Raw genomic sequence first — 16,449 nt, forward strand, 5'->3', positions numbered from 1 at the left:
GCGGCGGCCGACACGAGGGGCCCGGAGGCGGTGCGGAGAGGTGTTGCAGTGCGTGCCGGGCCGGGAGCGCCTCTCGGCGCGTGGCCGCTCGTAGCGGCGAGTGTTGGAGCCCGGGGCTGCCGCGGCCCGGCACGCACTGCGGGTCAACGGTACGCCTTGTGCGGATGTTCCCCAACTCTGCCGCACCCTGGCCTGTCGGCGCCCGGGCCAGGTGTGGATCAGTGCAGCCCGTCGACCCGCCACAGCCGGGCGCAGGCGGTCAGGTCGTCGGCGGTGTCCCGCAGCCGTGCCGCGCGGTTCACCTGCTCGGTGGGGATGTCCGCGCCGCCGGGGTCGGCCAGCCCCACCGCCATGACGTGGCAGAAGGCGCTGGCCCGCTCCAGGGCGATCGCGAAGTCGCCGGTGAAGATGCCGCCGAGGATCTGCTCGGTGAGGTGGCGCAGCGCGTCCGGCTCGGGAGGCTCGGCGACACCGGCGATGGCGCGGTAGACCTCGGCGTGACCCGACCCGGCGACGAACTGTCGCCCCACCTCCTCGGGCTGCCGCAGCACCCACTCGTGCAGCAGGTAGAGCCGCCACAGCGCACCGGGCAGGGTGCGGGCCGGACGGTCGGACCACAGCTGTGCGACGGTCGCCAGCCCCACCTCTCCGACCAGGCCGACCAGCCGGGAGGTGAGCTCGCTGTCCCCGGCCGACTCGGCGCGACCGCGGCCGACCACCAGCTCGGCGCTGCGGTGCGCGGCCTCGGCGACCTCGAGGGGGTCTGGGGCCGTGGCGGCGTCCTCCAGCCGGTCGGGCGGTCGCAGCGTGGGGCGGTGGAAGTGCCGCCGGTCGTCGTGCTGGCTCATCGGGTCAGCACCACCACGCTGTCCGGGGACAGGCTCGACCGTTCCGGGCCGGTCGTCGTGTCGTCCCCGTCGTCCGAGAGGGGCGGGAAGGCGGCCAGCAGCTCGCCCTCGGGCCGCGGCAGCTCCAGCGCGCCCTCACCGCCGAGCCGGGCCAGGACGACGACGCCGGGGCGGGTCACGACGATCACCTCGCCGCCGGTGCCGTCGTCCTCGCGGGTGAGCTCGCCCGTCGTGCCCCGCGCCTCGGGTGGGGTCCGCGCGCGCCAGCGGAGCAGGGTGGAGTAGAACGCGAGCATCTGTGCGTGCGGGGACCGGCCCGGCTCGTCCCAGTCCAGGGTGGACGCGGCCACGGTGCCGGCGTCCTGCGGGTCGGGCACGTCTGCGGCCCAGCCGTGCTCGGCGAACTCCGCCCGGCGGCCCTCGCGGATGGACTGGGCCAGCCACTCCTCCTCGTGGTCGGTGAAGTACTGCCACGGGGTGCTCGCGGCCCACTCCTCGCCCATGAAGAGCATCGGGGTCCAGGGTGCGGTGAGCAGCAGCGCCGCGCCGATGGCGTGGCGCCCGGCGGGGATGCCGTGGTGCACCCGGTCGCCGACCGCCCGGTTGCCGACCTGGTCGTGGGTCTGCAGCGAGGCGACGAAGCGCCACGGCTCGGTCACCGACAGATCGACCGCTGCGCCATGGCTGCGCCCCCGGAAGGTGGAGAAGGTCCCGTCGTGGAAGAAGGGGGTCCGCCCCAGCACCTTGCCGATCGCCCCCGGCTCGGCGAAGTCGGCGTAGTAGCCCGCGGTCTCCCCCGTCAGCAGCACGTGCAGGGCGTGGTGCACGTCGTCCACCCACTGTCCGTGCAGCCCGAGCCCGCCTGCGCCTCCCGGGCCGCGTCGGGCCACGGTGGACGGGTCGTTGCGGTCGGACTCGGCGACCAGGCTCCGGGGTATGCCGGTGCGCGCCGCCACGTCGTCCGCCAGCGCGGCCAGCTCCTCCAGCAGGTGCACCGCCCGCTCGTCGTGCAGGGCGTGCACGGCGTCCAGCCGAAGCCCGTCCAGGTGGTAGTCGGTCAACCACATCTCGACGTTGTCGAGCAGGTAGGCCCGGACCTCGTCGCTCCCGGGGCCGTCCAGGTTGACGGCGTCCCCCCAGGGCGTGTGGTAGCGGTCGGTGAAGTACGGCCCGGCCTGCGCCAGGTAGTTGCCGCTCGGTCCGAGGTGGTTGTAGACGACGTCCAGCCACACGGCCAGCCCGGCGGCGTGCGCCGCGTCGACGAACCGGGCCAGACCCTCCGGCCCGCCGTAGGCGTCGTGGACGGCATACGGCGCGACACCGTCGTAGCCCCACCCGTGCCGACCCGGGAAGGCCGCGACCGGCATCAGCTCCACCACGGTGATGCCGAGCCCGACCAGGTGGTCGAGGCGGGTGGCGGCGGCCTCGAAGGTGCCCTCCGCGGTGAAGGTGCCCACGTGCAGCTCGTAGACCGCGGCCCGCTCCATCGGGACACCCCGCCAGCCGGCGTCGGACCAGGCGAAGGTCGAGCTGTCCACCAGCCGGCTGGGCGCGTGCACGCCGTCCGGCTGGTGCCGGGATCGCGGGTCCGGCACGGCGATGCCGCCGTCGACGGAGAAGGCGTAGCGGTCGTCGTGCGCGGACGCGTCGGCCTCGGCCCGCCACCAGCCTCCCTCGGCCAGGGCCATCTCCACCCGGCCGGCGTCCTCAAGTCGCGCACCGAGCAGCAGCTCGACCCGCTCGGCCTCCGGCGCCCACAGTCCGAAGTCGTGCCTCACCGTGCCCCCTCCTGCAGATGGTCCGCCCGCACCAGCAGCGCGACCGGGCCGTCGGCGAAGACCTCGGCGGCCGGTGCACCCTCCTCGCCCACCGGGTGCTCCGCCCCGGTGAGGGCGTCGACCCAGAGGTCGGGCGGCAGCGGTATACGGGTGTCGCCGAGACCTCCGGCCGCCCCGAGGCTGCGGGGCGCCCTGATGGTGAGGGTCGCGGCGACACCGCCCCGCAGGAAGCCGAGCACGTGCTCCCCCGCCTCGACGGGGCGGTAGTCGGCGCCCGGGCCGTAGGCCTGCGGGAGCCACGCGCGCAGCCGCAGCACCCGCGAGGTCACCCAGAGCACCTCGTCGGAGAGGTCGCCGGTCCAGCCGGTCGCGTCCAGCCGTCGGAGCCGCTCGATCCGTTCGTCGTAGTCGACCGGCCGCCGGTTGTCCGGGTCCACCAGGGACAGGTCGACGACGCCGGACCCCTGGTAGGTGTCGGGGACCCCGGGCAGGGTGAGCTGCAGGATCTTCTGGGCCAGGGTGAGGGTGCGCGTGGTGAGGACGTTGTCCTGCAGCGTGGCCGCGATCGCGTCCGTGACCTCGCCGCCCGTCAGCATCTCGTCCGCGAGGGCCAGCACCCGCGCCTCGTAGTCCTCGTCCGGGTCGGTCCAGGTGGTGTGCGCCTTGGCCTCGCGCATCGCCTTGGTGAGGTAGGCCTCCAGCCGGTCGCGGTCGACCGGGCCGGCGCCCACCAGCGTCTGCCAGATGAGGTGCGCGGTGGGGAGGTCCACGTCGAGCCGACCGGCGGCGCTCCGGACGGCGGCGGAGATGCGGGCCCACCCCTCCGCGTCCCCGGACACGGCCAGGATCCGGGCGCGGACGTCCTCGCTGCGCTTGGTGTCGTGGGTGGACAGGGTGGTCATCCCCAGCGGCCAGTGCTCGGCCTGGTGCCGCGCCCAGGTGTGCAGCCGGTCGACGCCGCGCTCGGCGTCCAGGCCGACGGCGGGGTCGGCGCCGACCTCGTTGAGGGCGACCAGCCGGTGCCAGCGGTAGAAGGCGGTGTCCTCGATGCCCTTGGCCATCACCGGCCCGGTGGTCTGCTGGAAGCGCACGCACAGGTCCGCCGCCGCACCGGGGTCGGTGGCGCAGCCCTGCGGATCGGTGAGGACCGTGACGAGCGCGTCGATCTCCGTCCGCAGGTCGGGCCGACCCTGCACCGCACCCTGCTGACCGGTGAGCAGGGGCGCGACCAGCTCCGCGTCGTGGGCGCCCGGCATGGCGCCCGGTCGCACGTAGGCGCGGTAGACGTGCACGGAGACCAGCAGCTCGAGGAGCGCCTCGCGCAACCGGCCCGCGTCCAGCCGGGGCAGGGCCTGCACGGCGCGGCGCATCAGCCGCGCCACCTCGGGCCGCAGCAGCTCGGTCGCGGCCAGCCGCTTGCACCGCTCGATCTCGACGTGCACGTCCGGCTCGCCGCCGGTGGCCGCCCACTCCCGGCTCACCACGTCGGTGGTCCCTGGGTCGACCAGGGCGGCCGACAGCGCGGCGTTCGCGTCGTAGCCGGTGGTGCCGGAGCAGGGCCAGCCGGGCGGCAGCCGCTCCTCCCCCTCGAGGATCTTCTCCACCCAGATCGGCGTGCCCGGGAGGGTCGCCCCGGTGAGCTGCTCGAGGTATGCCGTGGGGTCGGCGAGCCCGTCCGGGTGGTCGATGCGGAAGCCGTCGACGACGCCGGAGCGGTGCAGCTCGAGCAGCAGCTCGTGCGTGCTGGAGAAGACGTCGGCCTGCTCGACGCGGACCCCGATCAGCCCGTCCACCTCGAAGAAGCGTCGGTAGTTCAGCACGTCGGGGGCGTCGCGCCAGGAGGCGAGCAGCCAGCGCTGGGCGTCCAGCACCGCGCCGACGGCCGCAGGAGAGCCGGCACCGTCGGGGTGACCGGCGGCGAGCTCCTCGGTGCCGGGCGCCAGCGGCAGCACCTGCTCGTAGTAGCGCGCCACCGGCTGCCCGGCCGCGGGCCCCTCGTCCTCCCGTCCGACGTCGAGGGTGATCTCTCCCCGGTCCAGCACCGCGGGCAGGTCGTCGCCCAGCACCGGCAGGCCGAGGCGGCCACCCAGGTGCCCCCAGTCGATGTCGAACCACGACGCCCGGGCCGCGGTCTGCCCGTCGCGCAGCACCTCCCACAGGGGTGCGTTGCGCCACAGCGGGGCGACCATCGCCATGTGGTTGGGCACCACGTCGACGACGACCCCGATCCCGAGGTCGTGGCAGGAGCGGGCGAGGGCCTCCAGGCCGGCCCGCCCGCCGATCTCGGGGTTCACCCGCGTGTGGTCGACCACGTCGTACCCGTGCTCCGACCCGGGCACCGCGGTGAGGACGGGAGAGAGGTAGACGTGGCTCACGCCAAGGGCGTGCAGGTAGGGCACTACCTGCTCGGCATCGGCACAGGTGAAGCCGGCGTGCAGCTGGAGACGGTAGGTGGCGGTCAGGGGACGGGCCGTGGACGCTGTCATGACGAGCACCAGTGTCTCACCGCCAGCGCGAGCGGCCTCGCTGCGCCGTCGTCAGCCGCTCCCCAGCCAGCGGACGTACCAGCCGATCAGCACCAGGGCCGCGAGCACCACGACCGCCGCGACGAGGACCGCACCGGCTCGCCAGCGGCGGGCCTCCACCCGCCCGCGCACCGCGACCGACTGCCGGCGCGGCTCGATGCCGTGGTCGGGAGCCCGGAGCACCCGCCGCAGCAGGTCCTCCAGGGCGCGCACCGTCGCCGCAGTCATCAGCCGGGCGGGTTCTCGGGGCCGAGGTAGGCGAGGTTCTCCGCGCTTTTCTGCGCGATCTCCGCAGCGGCCTCGACCGCCTCGTCGAGGGTGGTCGGCCCGCCGTCGCCCGGCGCCGCGCGCACGGTGACACCGACCAGGTAGTCGCCCTGGCGCACCAGTGCCCCACCGACCTGCTGGACGTCGCCCGACTGCAGCTCGGTCTCCCGCCCGACGAGCAGGTGGTCGGCGTCGTCGTGGCCGGGCCAGGGCAACGGCTCCGGCACGCCGCCCGACAGGTCCTCCTCGACCCACACGCTGGTCAGGCCCGCGCCTCCGTCGCGGATCGCGGCCAGGGCGGCGGCGCTGTCGTCCCAGGCCGTGACCGTCAGCTGGACGGTGTCCTGGTCGATCTCGTTGGTCCCGTCGTAGAAGAACCAGTCCCGGGCGCTGTGCGGCTCGACGGCAGCACCCTCCCCGCCGGCCATGAAGTCCGACAGCGGCACCGTGCGCGGGTAGGCCGCCGCGTCCTGCGGCGGGCCCAGCGCGTCCAGCAGGTCCACGCCCACGGGTCGGGGGTCCGGGATCTGCACCCGGTTGGGCAGGTCGGGGTTGTCCGGGCGGACGCTCACCGGGTCCGGTGGCGTCACGGGCTGCCAGGGAGGCGCCTCGATGGCCCGCGTGGCGGCCTCGCCGTCGGGTGCCCCGGTCGTGCGGGCCACCTCGTCGGGACCGGACGGCGGGGTGGTCTCCTGGCTCCGGGTCGCGACGGCGACCTCGACCTGCTCCGCCCCGGGCCCGACCAGACGGTTGCCGAGGATCCAGCCCGCCCCGGCCAGCGAGGGCACGACCACGGCCGCGGCCACGGCGGTGGTCACGGCACGGCGCCGCCGGATCCGGCCGGCGCGGCCCTTCGCGCCGGCGACCAGGGCGGCATGGTCGAAGCCTTCGCCGTGGAACGCTCCCCCCAGCACGTCGCGGACCTGCTGGTCCGTCGAGGACCGGGGAGTCTGACCGGTGGGGTCGTCCGACCTCGTCATCGCTGGGCCTCCTCTCCGATGGTCTGCGGGACCAGCTCCCGCAGCCTGGTCAGTGCCGCGTGCGCGGCGCTGCGCACCGCCTGCTCGGTGCAGCCGAGCGTCCGGGCGATCTCCCGGTCCGGGAGGTCCTCGTAGTAGCGCAGCGCCACCACCGCCCGCTGTCGGTCCGGCAGGCCCCGGATCAGGGCCAGCACCGCCTCCCGTTCGGTGACGCCCCGCTCGGGGGAGGGCACCGACGGCACCGACCACTCGGCCGTCACCGCGTCGTGCGACACCACCTCCGACGCCGCGCGGCGCCGGCGGACCGAGCTCAACCGGTTCACCATCGTGCGGCGCACGTAGGCGTCCAGGTGCTCTGCCTCGCGCACCCTGGACCACTTGGTGATGACGAGGGCGAGGGTGTCCTGCACCAGGTCCTCGGCGTCGGCCTTGTTGCCGGTCATCGCGAACGCCAGACCGACCAGGCGCGGCATCGCCTGCTCGACGTAGGCCTCGGCCTCGGCGCGCTGGGCTGCGCCACCGAAGAGCCTCATGGGCCGATCCTGGCAGTCATACCTCTCCAGACGCGGTGGGGCACCGCCGACGTTGCTCGTAGAATCTTCGGGTGTCCACTCCCTCCCGTCCCGATCTGCGCGACCTCGCCCGCGAGCGCATCCTCGTGCTCGACGGCGGCTACGGCACCCTGCTGCAGCAGGAAGGGCTGGGTGAGGAGGACTTCCACGGCCAGGGGGAGCAGTGGGAGCCGTTGCGCGAGGTCACGCTCAAGGGCAACTTCGACCTCATCGCGCTGACCCGGCCCGACGTCCTGGCGGACGTGCACCGCGCCTACCTCGAGGCCGGGGCCGACCTGCTGACGACCAACACCTTCACCTCGACCTCGATCGCCCAGGCCGACTACGAGGCCAGCCACCTCGCGCACCAGATGAATGTCGCCTCCGCCCGGGTGGCGCGGCAGGTCGCGGACGAGGTCGAGGCAGAGACCGGGCGCCCCAGATGGGTGGTGGGCACGCTGGGGCCGACCAACCGGACGGCCTCGCTGTCCCCGGACGTGGAGCGGCCCGAGTTCCGCGCGATCACCTACGAGCAGCTGCGCGAGGCCTACGCCGAGCAGGCGGACGGGCTGCTGACCGGCGGTGCCGACCTGCTGATGATCGAGACCGTCTTCGACACCCTCAACGCCAAGGCGGCGTTGCACGCGGTCGCCGACGTCCTCGCCGCCCGCGCGGCGGAGGGAGTCCCGCGGGTCCCGGTCATGCTCTCCGGCACCATCACCGACACCTCGGGCCGCACCCTGTCCGGACAGACCCCGGAGGCCTTCGCCGTCTCCACCGAGCACGCCGACCTCGTCTCCGTCGGGCTCAACTGCGCCCTCGGGGCCGAGGAGATGCGGCCGCACCTGCGCGAGCTGGGTGCCGCCAGCGTGGCCCTCACGTCGGTCCACCCGAACGCCGGCCTCCCGAACGCCTTCGGGGGCTACGACGACACCCCGGAGGACATGGCCGAGGTGCTCGGCGACATGGCCCGGGAGGGCCTGATCAACATCGTCGGCGGGTGCTGCGGCACCACGCCCGAGCACATCCGGGCGATCGCCGACGCGGTCGAGGGGGTCGAGCCGCGGCAGCAGCCCGGGCCCGGGGCATACCTGCGCACCTCCGGGCTGGAGGCCTTCACCCTGACCCCGGACGTCAACTTCGTCAACGTCGGCGAGCGCACCAACATCACCGGCTCACCGAAGTTCGCCCGCCACGTCAAGGAGGGCGACTGGGACGCCGCCGTGGCGATCGCCCGCCAGCAGGTCGACGCCGGGGCGCAGATCGTGGACGTCAACGTCGACGAGGGGATGCTCGACGGCCCGGAGACGATGACCCACTTCCTCAACCTCCTCGCCGGCGAGCCCGACGTGGCCCGGGTCCCGGTGATGATCGACTCCTCCCGGTGGGAGGTGCTGGAGGCGGGGCTGCGGTGCATCCAGGGCAAGGGGGTCGTCAACAGCCTCTCCCTCAAGGACGGGGAGGCGGAGTTTCTGCGACGGGCGGCGGTGGTGCGCCGCTACGGCGCGGCGGTCGTCGTCATGGCCTTCGACGAGACCGGGCAGGCGGACACCTACGAGCGGCGGATCGAGGTGTGCGAGCGGGCATACCAGCTGCTCACCTCCCCCAGCGACGCGCTGCCGGACCCCTTCCCGCCGCAGGACGTCATCTTCGACCCCAACATCCTCACCGTCGCGACGGGCATGAGCGAGCACGACCGGTATGCCCTCGACTTCATCGAGGCGACCCGGTGGATCAAGGCCAATCTCCCCGGGGCGCTGGTCTCCGGTGGTGTCTCCAACGTCTCCTTCTCCTTCCGCGGCAACAACACCGTGCGCGAGGCCATGCACGCGGTCTTCCTCTTCCACGCCATCGAGGCCGGTCTCGACATGGGCATCGTCAACGCCGGGATGCTCGGGGTCTACGCCGAGATCGACGCGGAGCTGCGCGAGGCCGTCGAGGACGTGGTGCTGGCCCGCCGGGAGGACGCGACCGAGCGGCTGATCGAGCTGGCCGAGCAGATCAAGGCGGAGGGCGAGGGTGCGGCCCCCGGCGAGCGGAGCGCCGCGGCGGCCGCCAAGCTGGCGTGGCGGGAGGAGCCGGTCGCCGAGCGGCTCCGGCACGCCCTCGTCCAGGGCATCGACACCTATGCCGTGGAGGACGCGGAGGAGGCCTACCAGGAGCTCGGCTCCCCGCTGGCGGTGATCGAGGGGCCGCTCATGGCCGGCATGGACGTCGTGGGCGACCTCTTCGGGGCGGGCAAGATGTTCCTCCCCCAGGTGGTGAAGTCGGCCCGGGTGATGAAGAAGGCGGTGGCCCACCTGACGCCCTATCTGGAGGCCGCGGCCGCGGAGACCGGTGGGCACAGCAAGGGCAAGGTGGTCATGGCCACGGTCAAGGGGGACGTGCACGACATCGGCAAGAACATCGTGGGCGTGGTGCTGGGCTGCAACGGCTACGAGGTGATCGACCTCGGGGTGATGGTGCCGGCCGAGAAGATCCTGGCGACGGCCGACGAGGTGGGCGCCGAGGTGATCGGGGTCTCCGGGCTGATCACCCCCAGCCTGGACGAGATGGTGTCGCTGGCCACCGAGATGCAGCGGCGCACCTTGACCACGCCGCTGCTCATCGGGGGCGCCACGACCTCGGCGGCGCACACCGCGGTGAAGATCGACCCGGCCTACGAGGGCACCGTGGTGCACGTGGTCGACGCCTCGCGGGCCGTGGGCGTGGTCGCCGACGCGATCAACCACGAGGAGAAGCTGCGGGAGAAGGTCACCGGCACCTATGCCGAGCTGCGGGAGCGGCACGGGGCCAAGGAGGTCCGGCTGGTGCCGCTGGAGCAGGCCCGCGCCAGCACCCGTGGGGTGCACGAGCCGGTGGCGGTCGCGCCGTCGCTCCTCGGCACCGAGGTGCTCGAACCGTCCCTCGAGGAGCTCGTCGAGGTGGTGGACTGGACCCCGTTCTTCACCGCCTGGGAGCTGCGCGGCTCCTACCCGCGGATCCTGGACGACCCCAAGGTCGGCAGCCAGGCCCGTTCCACCTGGGCGGACGGGCAGGAGTGGCTGAGGCGCATCCTGGACGAGGGGTGGTTCACCCCCCGTGGGGTCGTCGGCGTGTGGCCCGCGCACCGGTCCGAGGCCGGTGACGACATCGTCCTGGACGTCGACGGCCGACCGGTGGTGCTGCATACCCTCCGGCAGCAGAAGGAACGGCGGCAGGGCGGGTATGCCGCGCTCGCCGACTTCGTCGCGCCGGAGGGTGACCACGTGGGCGCCTTCGCCGTCTCGATCCACGGGGCGGACACCCTGGCCCGGCGGCTGCGGGACGAGGACCAGGACGACTACGGCGCGATCATGGTGCAGGTGCTGGCGGACCGCCTCGCCGAGGCGTTCGCCGAGTGGGCGCACCGGGAGGTGCGGACCCGGCTGTGGGGCTACGCACCGGAGGAGGACCTGCCGGTGCGGGACCTCATCAAGGAGCGCTACGACGGGATCCGGCCTGCCCCTGGCTATCCCGCGCAGCCGGACCACACCGAGAAGTTCACCCTGTGGCAGCTGCTGGACGCGGAGCGGCAGGCCGGGATGACGCTCACCGAGCACGGCGCGATGAGCCCGAACAGCGCGGTCTCCGGGCTGCTCCTCGGCCACCCCGAGTCGCGCTACTTCGCGGTCGGGCAGATCGGCGACGACCAGGTGGCGGACTACGCCGAGCGCAAGGGCTGGGACCTGGAGACGGCCGCGCGGTGGCTCGGGCCGATGCTGCGCTGACGCGCGCCCGAAAGCCCGGTTGACCTGCGGATTCCTGGGAGCCGGGGATCGTGACCCAACCGTTGTCTTCGTAACAGTCGCGTCACGAAGCAGCCGAAAGTGGCTTCTCAGGGCGATCCGACGGCGCGCCGTTGCTACGTTCGCAACGTACTTTGTGCTCTCCGACATCCCCGAGACACCCAGGAGTCCCGTGGCCTCCATCTCCGCACAGCATCTCTACAAGGTCTTCGGGCGTCGCCCCCGCCGTGGGGTCGACGCCCTCGAGGGCGGCGCGACCCGTGCCGACCTGCGCAAGCAGGGTCTGACCCCCGCCGTCATCGACGCTTCGTTCGAGGTGAAGGAGGGGGAGATCTTCGTCGTGATGGGCCTGTCCGGATCGGGCAAGTCCACCCTCATCCGCATGGTCAACGGGCTGCTGGAGCCGACCAGCGGCAGCGTCACCATCGACGGCGAGGACGTCACCCGGCTGACGGGTGACCGGCTGCGCGCGGTGCGCCGGGAGAAGGTCAGCATGGTCTTCCAGCACTTCGCCCTCCTCCCGCACCGCACGGTCGGCGAGAACGCCGCGTATGCCCTGGAGGTGAGCGGCGTGGGTCGTTCCGAGCGCGAGAAGCGCGCCGCGAAGGCCCTGGAGATGGTGGGGCTCGGCGGCTGGGGCGGGTCCCTGCCCGGCGAGCTGTCCGGTGGGATGAGGCAACGCGTCGGGCTGGCGCGCGCCCTGGCCTCCGGCACCGACATCATGCTCATGGACGAGGCGTTCAGCGCGCTCGACCCGCTCATCCGGCGGGACATGCAGGACCAGCTGATCGAGCTGCAGCAGGACCTGGACAAGACGATCCTCTTCATCACGCACGACCTCAACGAGGCGATGCGGCTGGGCGACCGGATCGCGATGATGCGCGACGGGCGGATCGAGCAGGTCGGCACCGCCCAGGAGATCCTCAACGCGCCGGTCAACCGCTACGTCGCGGACTTCGTCCAGGACGTGGACCGCTCGCGGGTGCTCACTGCCTCGGACATCATGGAGCCGCTCCAGGGAGGCGCGCCGGAGGGCGCCGTCGTCCCGGCCGAGGCGGCCCTGGCGGACCTCTTCGCCGACGCGACCGAGCACGAGCAGCTGGTCGTGCAGGGCACTGCCGGTGAGGCCGTCGGGACCATCCGGCGGGCCGACCTGCTGGCCGCGCTGCGCACCGACACGGCGACGTCCCCCACCGACGGGGCGACGCCCGGGTCCTCGACCGACACCCTGCAGCCGACCGGAGGTGCGGCATGAACGAGAACGACTCGATCGTCCCCCGGATCGAGATCGGCGAGTGGGGCGACACCGCTCTCGACTGGATCAACGACAACTTCGAGTGGCTGCTCGACTTCCTCGCGACCCTGCTGAACTGGCTGGTGAGCACGCTGACCGACGCGCTGGTGACCGTGCCGGCCCTGGTGCTGGTGGCGATCTTCGCCCTCATCGGGCTGCTGGTGCGCTCGTGGGAGCTCGCGGTGGGCACCGCCGTCACGTTCCTGCTCATCATCGCGATGGACCAATGGGTCACCGCGATGCAGACGCTGGCGCTCGTCCTCATGGCGACCCTGGTGGCCATCCTTATCGCGGTGCCGATCGGCATCCTCGCCGCCCGCAGCGACCGGGTCAGCGCGGTCGTGCGCCCGGTGCTCGACTTCATGCAGACGATGCCGGCCTTCGTCTACCTGATCCCCGCCGTCGTGTTCTTCGGCATCGGCGTCGTCCCGGGCGTCTTCGCCACGGTCATCTTCGCGCTCCCGCCGGGGGTCCGGCTCACCGAGCTCGGCATCCGCGGCGTGGACGCCGAGACGGTCGAGGCGGGGCAGGCCTTCGGTGCGACGCCGCGACAGATCCTGCGCGGCATCCAGCTGCCGCTGGCCATGCCCACCATCATGGCCGGCGTCAACCAGGTGATCATGCTCTCCCTGTCCATGGCCGTCATCGCCGGCATCGCCGGCGCGGACGGTCTCGGCAAGGAGGTCGTCGCCTCGATCTCCACCCTCGACGGCCCGCAGGGCATCGAGGCGGGGCTGGGCGTCGTCATCATCGCGATCTACCTGGACCGGGTCACGGCCGCGCTGGGCAAGCCCGGCGACTACCCGCACTCGCTCCTGGGCGTCCTGCGACGCCGCTCGGGCGACAACGGGGGCGGGCCGGACGGTGACGCGCAGGACGAGGCACGCAACCGGATCGAGGGCGGCGCCGACAAGGGCCGCGGACTCGCCCAGGTCGGACTCTGACCGACCACCCACTGACCAGACCGTCCCCGTGGCGGTCGCAGCAAGGAAGGAAGAACGACATGGCACGACGCACGCATACCTCAGCCCTGGCGCTGGCCCTGGCGGCCGGCCTCACGCTCGCCGCCTGCGGCAGCGACTCCGGGGGCGACACCGACGCGGGCGGGGACGCCGGCGGCTCCGAGGGGGGTGGCGCCTCGGGCACCATCACGCTCGGCTTCATCCCGTCCTGGACCGACGGGCTCTCCACCGCCTACCTGCTCGAGGACCAGCTCACCAAGCTCGGCTACGAGGTCGAGATGGAGGAGCTCACCGAGGCCGCGCTGCTCTACACCGGGCTCGCCAACGGTGACGTCGACATGTACCCGTCGGCGTGGCCCGAGGTGACGCACGCGGACTACATGGAGGAGTACGGCGAGGACATCGAGGACCTCGGTGCCTACTACGACAACGCCAAGCTCACCTTCGCGGTGCCGACCTACACCGAGATCGAGTCGATCGCCGACCTGACCGGCAACGCCGACATGTTCGGCGGTCAGATCATCGGGATCGAGCCGGGCGCCGGCCTCACCGCGGCGACCCAGGACTCGGTCATGCCGACCTACGAGCTGGACGGCGACTACGAGCTGGTCACGTCCTCGACGTCGGCCATGCTCACCGAGCTGGAGGGCGCCATCGCCGACCAGGAGGACATCGTCGTCACGCTGTGGCAGCCCTTCTGGGCCAACAGCGCCTTCGACGTGAAGACCCTCGAGGACCCGGAGGGCGCGCTCGGCGAGGCCGAGGCCCTGCACTTCCTGGGCACCGCCGGCTTCTCCGAGGAGTTCCCGGAGGCGGCCGAGCTGATCGCCGGCATCCAGCTGGACGACGAGCAGTACGGCGCGCTCGAGGACATGGTCGTCAACGAGTACGGCGAGGGCCAGGAGGCCGAGGCGATCGACGCCTTCCTGGAGGAGTACCCCGACGCCTTCGACACCATCGTCACCGAGGAGAGCTGAGCCTCACCGCCACCGGATTTCGACCTCTCGTTCCGTCGCCATGGCGACGGAACGAGAGGTCGAATTTCTGTGTCGGCACCCTCCGCGCCGCTGCTGCTGCGGACGTGACGCCCGGGCACCGCAGCAGTTGCGGTGCCCGCGACGATTTCCCGACCCGGAGGGCCGGCTGGGAAACTGGGCGGCGATGTCCACCACCCAGACCCGTATCTCCGTCGAGCTCGTGCCGCGCAGCGCGGAGTCGGTGCGCTCGGAGATGGGGCAGGTCGCGACGCGGCTCCCCGTGGTGGACACCATCAACATCCCGGACCTGCTGAAGTTCGACCTGCGCAGCTGGCAGGCGACCGAGGTGGCCCGCGAGGCGGCCACCCGGGGCGACGGGAGGGCATACCGCACGATCCCGCACATCCGGGCCGCCGACGTCGACCCGGACGCGCCGCTGCCGATGGCGGACGAGGCCCGACGCACCGGTGAGCTGCTGGTCGTCTCCGGTGACGACGCCGACTACTTCCACTCCGCGACCTACCCGGTGGACGCGGTCGACGTCATCCGGCGGGTCCGCGCCGAGCTGCCGGACGTGACGATCTACGCGGGCCTGGACCCGTACCGCCAGGCGATGACCACCGAGATGCGCTACCTGGACCGCAAGCTGGCGGCCGGGGCGAGCGGGATCTTCACCCAGCCGTTCTTCGACACCCACCTGATGGCCGCGTGGGCCGCGGTGCTGCCCCGCGACATCCAGGTCTGGTGGGGTGCGACATCGGTGACCACGAGCGGGGCGATGGGCTACTGGCGGCGTCGCAACCGGGTCGTCTTCCCCGACGGCTTCGACTCGGGTATGCCCTGGCAGCGTGACTTCGCCCGGCGCGTCGTCGACTTCGCCCGCGAGCGTGGTCACCACGCCTACCTCATGCCGGTGCGCGCCTCCGTCGTCGACTACCTCGACGGCGTGCTCTGAGACCCACCCTGACGCGACCGGCCTGTCGGCGGGTCGTGCCAGGATCACGGTATGACCTCGCCCACCTCGCCGGACGCGCAGCCGGAGGGCTCGCGCCCGGTCGCCGGGGAGGGGGACGGGCGCGCGCGTCAGGCGGTCGTCCTCATCCACGGCATCGGTGACCAGCGACCGATGGGGACGTTGCGGGGGTTCGTCGACGGCCTCGACCTGGGCCGGGCCTGGAGCAAGCCGGACCGGCTCAGCGACAACCTCGAGCTGCGGCGTATGTCGGTCTTCGGCCGCTACCGCCCCCCGACCGACCTCTACGAGCTCTACTGGGCGCACCACTCCCCCGAGTCCTCGCCGACCCAGGTCCTGTCGTGGGCGCTGCGGATGCTGCTGCGGCCACGCGCCTGGCGCGGCAGCCCGGTGGCACCGCTCGTCGCGCTGATCCAGCTGGTGGGCCTGCTCAGCGCGGTGGCCGCCGTGGTCATCCTGGTCCTCACCCTCTGGCAGGACGGCCTCGCGGGCGTGCCCCGCAGCGAGCCGCTGTGGATCACGACCGCGATCGCCCTCCTCCAGGGAGTGAGCCGGCCGCTGCTCTCGCGGCGGATCGCCGACGCCCAGCGCTACCTCTCCCCGCGCCCGGACAACATCGAGTCCCGGACGGCGATCCGTCGGGAGGGGCTGGAGCTGCTGCGGCGGCTGCACACCGCCGGGGTCTACGAGCGGGTCGTGGTGGTGGGCCACTCCCTGGGCTCGGTCATCGGCTACGACATCCTGCGCCTCTACTGGGACGAGGCCCGGCACCCGGACATCGACCGGGCCGGTCGGCAGCCGGAGGTCGAGCAGTTCTCGCTCGACTACCCCGACCCGCTGTCGGTGCGCTCCGGCGCGGTGCACATCTTCCAGGAGGCGCAGCACCGCCTCTGGCGCGAGTTCCGGGAGCGCGGCGTGCCTTGGCTGGTGACCGACTTCATCACCCTCGGCTCACCGCTGTGCCACGCCAGGGTGCTGCTCGAGACGCCGGACGCCTCGCTCCAGCGCCGGCAGGACGACCTGGAGTTCCCGACCTGCCCGCCGATGCCCTCGCTGGACCCGCAGGACGTGGACGACGAGCGGGAGCCTGCCTTCATCCCGGAGGTGCTGCGCCGGGGCTCCGGCGAGGACCAGCTGGTCCGGCAGGTCCTCGTCGGCAACCACGGGGCCCTCTTCGGCCCCACCCGGTGGACCAACCTCTACTTCCCGGTCCGCCGGTGGGTGGGCGGCGACCTCGTCGCCGGGCCGCTCGCGCCGGTCTTCGGCACCGGCATCCTCGACATCCCCGTCCGCCACAGCACGCCGCCGGGCGGGTGGTGGCGGAGGTGGGTCCCGCTCCGCCCGCACCTGCTCTACTGGGCGCCGCTGACCGACCCCGACGCGGTGCCGAGTGAGCGGGAGCGACGACGCGCGCAGGACCGCCGGCTGGGCACGAAGGAGGCGGTCCCCGCCCTGGTCCACGCGCTCGGTCTGGACACGAGGCGGTCCCGGCGCCCGCTCCCTCCACCCGACCCGGCGGGGCCCTGA

12 protein-coding genes are annotated in these 16,449 nt (G+C 72.9%); 6 read left to right on the top strand and 6 right to left on the bottom strand.

Annotation, left to right across the window (positions count from 1 at the left end; all coding sequences use genetic code 11):
* Window positions 1–218 precede the first annotated feature (218 nt).
* The 6 genes from FXF60_RS08505 to FXF60_RS08530 are packed head-to-tail and all read right to left on the bottom strand — an operon-like array spanning window position 219 to window position 6,931.
* Complete coding sequence (locus tag FXF60_RS08505; protein WP_238335776.1) at window positions 219–848, bottom strand: hypothetical protein; 630 nt, start codon at window positions 846–848, stop codon at window positions 219–221.
* Window positions 845–2,626: a malto-oligosyltrehalose trehalohydrolase gene (gene treZ, locus FXF60_RS08510; RefSeq protein WP_151525486.1), complete on the bottom strand. Its 1,782-nt coding sequence runs from the start codon at window positions 2,624–2,626 to the stop codon at window positions 845–847. Before treZ ends, FXF60_RS08505 begins: the two co-directional genes overlap by 4 nt.
* Window positions 2,623–5,112: a malto-oligosyltrehalose synthase gene (treY, locus tag FXF60_RS08515; protein ID WP_151525488.1), complete on the bottom strand. Its 2,490-nt coding sequence runs from the start codon at window positions 5,110–5,112 to the stop codon at window positions 2,623–2,625. Before treY ends, treZ begins: the two co-directional genes overlap by 4 nt.
* A 51-nt stretch (window positions 5,113–5,163) precedes the next feature.
* A complete protein-coding gene (locus FXF60_RS08520; RefSeq protein WP_151525490.1) occupies window positions 5,164–5,379 on the bottom strand; it encodes a hypothetical protein in 216 nt (71 codons plus the stop codon).
* Window positions 5,379–6,398 (bottom strand): hypothetical protein, encoded by a 1,020-nt coding sequence (locus FXF60_RS08525; RefSeq protein WP_151525492.1) that lies wholly within the window; start codon window positions 6,396–6,398, stop codon window positions 5,379–5,381. The genes FXF60_RS08520 and FXF60_RS08525 overlap by 1 nt, the downstream gene beginning before the upstream one ends.
* Window positions 6,395–6,931 carry a SigE family RNA polymerase sigma factor gene (locus FXF60_RS08530; RefSeq protein ID WP_151525494.1) on the bottom strand — a complete coding sequence of 179 codons (537 nt, stop codon included), beginning with the start codon at window positions 6,929–6,931 and terminating at the stop codon, window positions 6,395–6,397. Before FXF60_RS08530 ends, FXF60_RS08525 begins: the two co-directional genes overlap by 4 nt.
* Window positions 6,932–7,002: 71 nt before the next feature.
* On the opposite strand from FXF60_RS08530, the gene metH reads away from it, so the two are divergent.
* The 6 genes from metH (at window position 7,003) to FXF60_RS08560 (ending at window position 16,449) form a co-directional block, all read left to right on the top strand.
* Window positions 7,003–10,698: a methionine synthase gene (gene metH / locus FXF60_RS08535; RefSeq protein ID WP_151525496.1), complete on the top strand. Its 3,696-nt coding sequence runs from the start codon at window positions 7,003–7,005 to the stop codon at window positions 10,696–10,698.
* Window positions 10,699–10,888: 190 nt separating this feature from the next.
* A complete protein-coding gene (locus FXF60_RS08540; RefSeq protein WP_151525498.1) occupies window positions 10,889–11,971 on the top strand; it encodes a quaternary amine ABC transporter ATP-binding protein in 1,083 nt (360 codons plus the stop codon).
* The gene (locus FXF60_RS08545; protein ID WP_151525500.1) at window positions 11,968–12,954 is read left to right on the top strand and encodes an ABC transporter permease; all 987 of its coding nucleotides are present in this window, start codon (window positions 11,968–11,970) and stop codon (window positions 12,952–12,954) included. Before FXF60_RS08540 ends, FXF60_RS08545 begins: the two co-directional genes overlap by 4 nt.
* Window positions 12,955–13,013: 59 nt before the next feature.
* Window positions 13,014–13,949 (top strand): glycine betaine ABC transporter substrate-binding protein, encoded by a 936-nt coding sequence (locus tag FXF60_RS08550; protein WP_151525502.1) that lies wholly within the window; start codon window positions 13,014–13,016, stop codon window positions 13,947–13,949.
* A 184-nt stretch (window positions 13,950–14,133) separates the two neighbouring features.
* Window positions 14,134–14,904, top strand: a complete 771-nt coding sequence (locus FXF60_RS08555) for a methylenetetrahydrofolate reductase (protein ID WP_151525504.1) — start codon at window positions 14,134–14,136, stop codon at window positions 14,902–14,904.
* A gap of 51 nt (window positions 14,905–14,955) precedes the next feature.
* The gene (locus FXF60_RS08560; RefSeq protein ID WP_151525506.1) at window positions 14,956–16,449 is read left to right on the top strand and encodes a hypothetical protein; all 1,494 of its coding nucleotides are present in this window, start codon (window positions 14,956–14,958) and stop codon (window positions 16,447–16,449) included.

This window comes from Serinicoccus kebangsaanensis, from assembly GCF_008919445.1.
Classification (GTDB): domain Bacteria; phylum Actinomycetota; class Actinomycetes; order Actinomycetales; family Dermatophilaceae; genus Ornithinicoccus; species Ornithinicoccus kebangsaanensis.

Coding starts and splice junctions, on each gene's coding strand:
- FXF60_RS08505 (WP_238335776.1), bottom strand. CDS start 848: ATGAGCCAGCACGACGACCGGCGGCACTTCCACCGCCCCACGCTGCGA.
- treY (WP_151525488.1), bottom strand. CDS start 5,112: ATGACAGCGTCCACGGCCCGTCCCCTGACCGCCACCTACCGTCTCCAG.
- FXF60_RS08520 (WP_151525490.1), bottom strand. CDS start 5,379: ATGACTGCGGCGACGGTGCGCGCCCTGGAGGACCTGCTGCGGCGGGTG.
- FXF60_RS08525 (WP_151525492.1), bottom strand. CDS start 6,398: ATGACGAGGTCGGACGACCCCACCGGTCAGACTCCCCGGTCCTCGACG.
- FXF60_RS08530 (WP_151525494.1), bottom strand. CDS start 6,931: ATGAGGCTCTTCGGTGGCGCAGCCCAGCGCGCCGAGGCCGAGGCCTAC.
- FXF60_RS08545 (WP_151525500.1), top strand. CDS start 11,968: ATGAACGAGAACGACTCGATCGTCCCCCGGATCGAGATCGGCGAGTGG.
- FXF60_RS08550 (WP_151525502.1), top strand. CDS start 13,014: ATGGCACGACGCACGCATACCTCAGCCCTGGCGCTGGCCCTGGCGGCC.
- FXF60_RS08555 (WP_151525504.1), top strand. CDS start 14,134: ATGTCCACCACCCAGACCCGTATCTCCGTCGAGCTCGTGCCGCGCAGC.
- FXF60_RS08560 (WP_151525506.1), top strand. CDS start 14,956: ATGACCTCGCCCACCTCGCCGGACGCGCAGCCGGAGGGCTCGCGCCCG.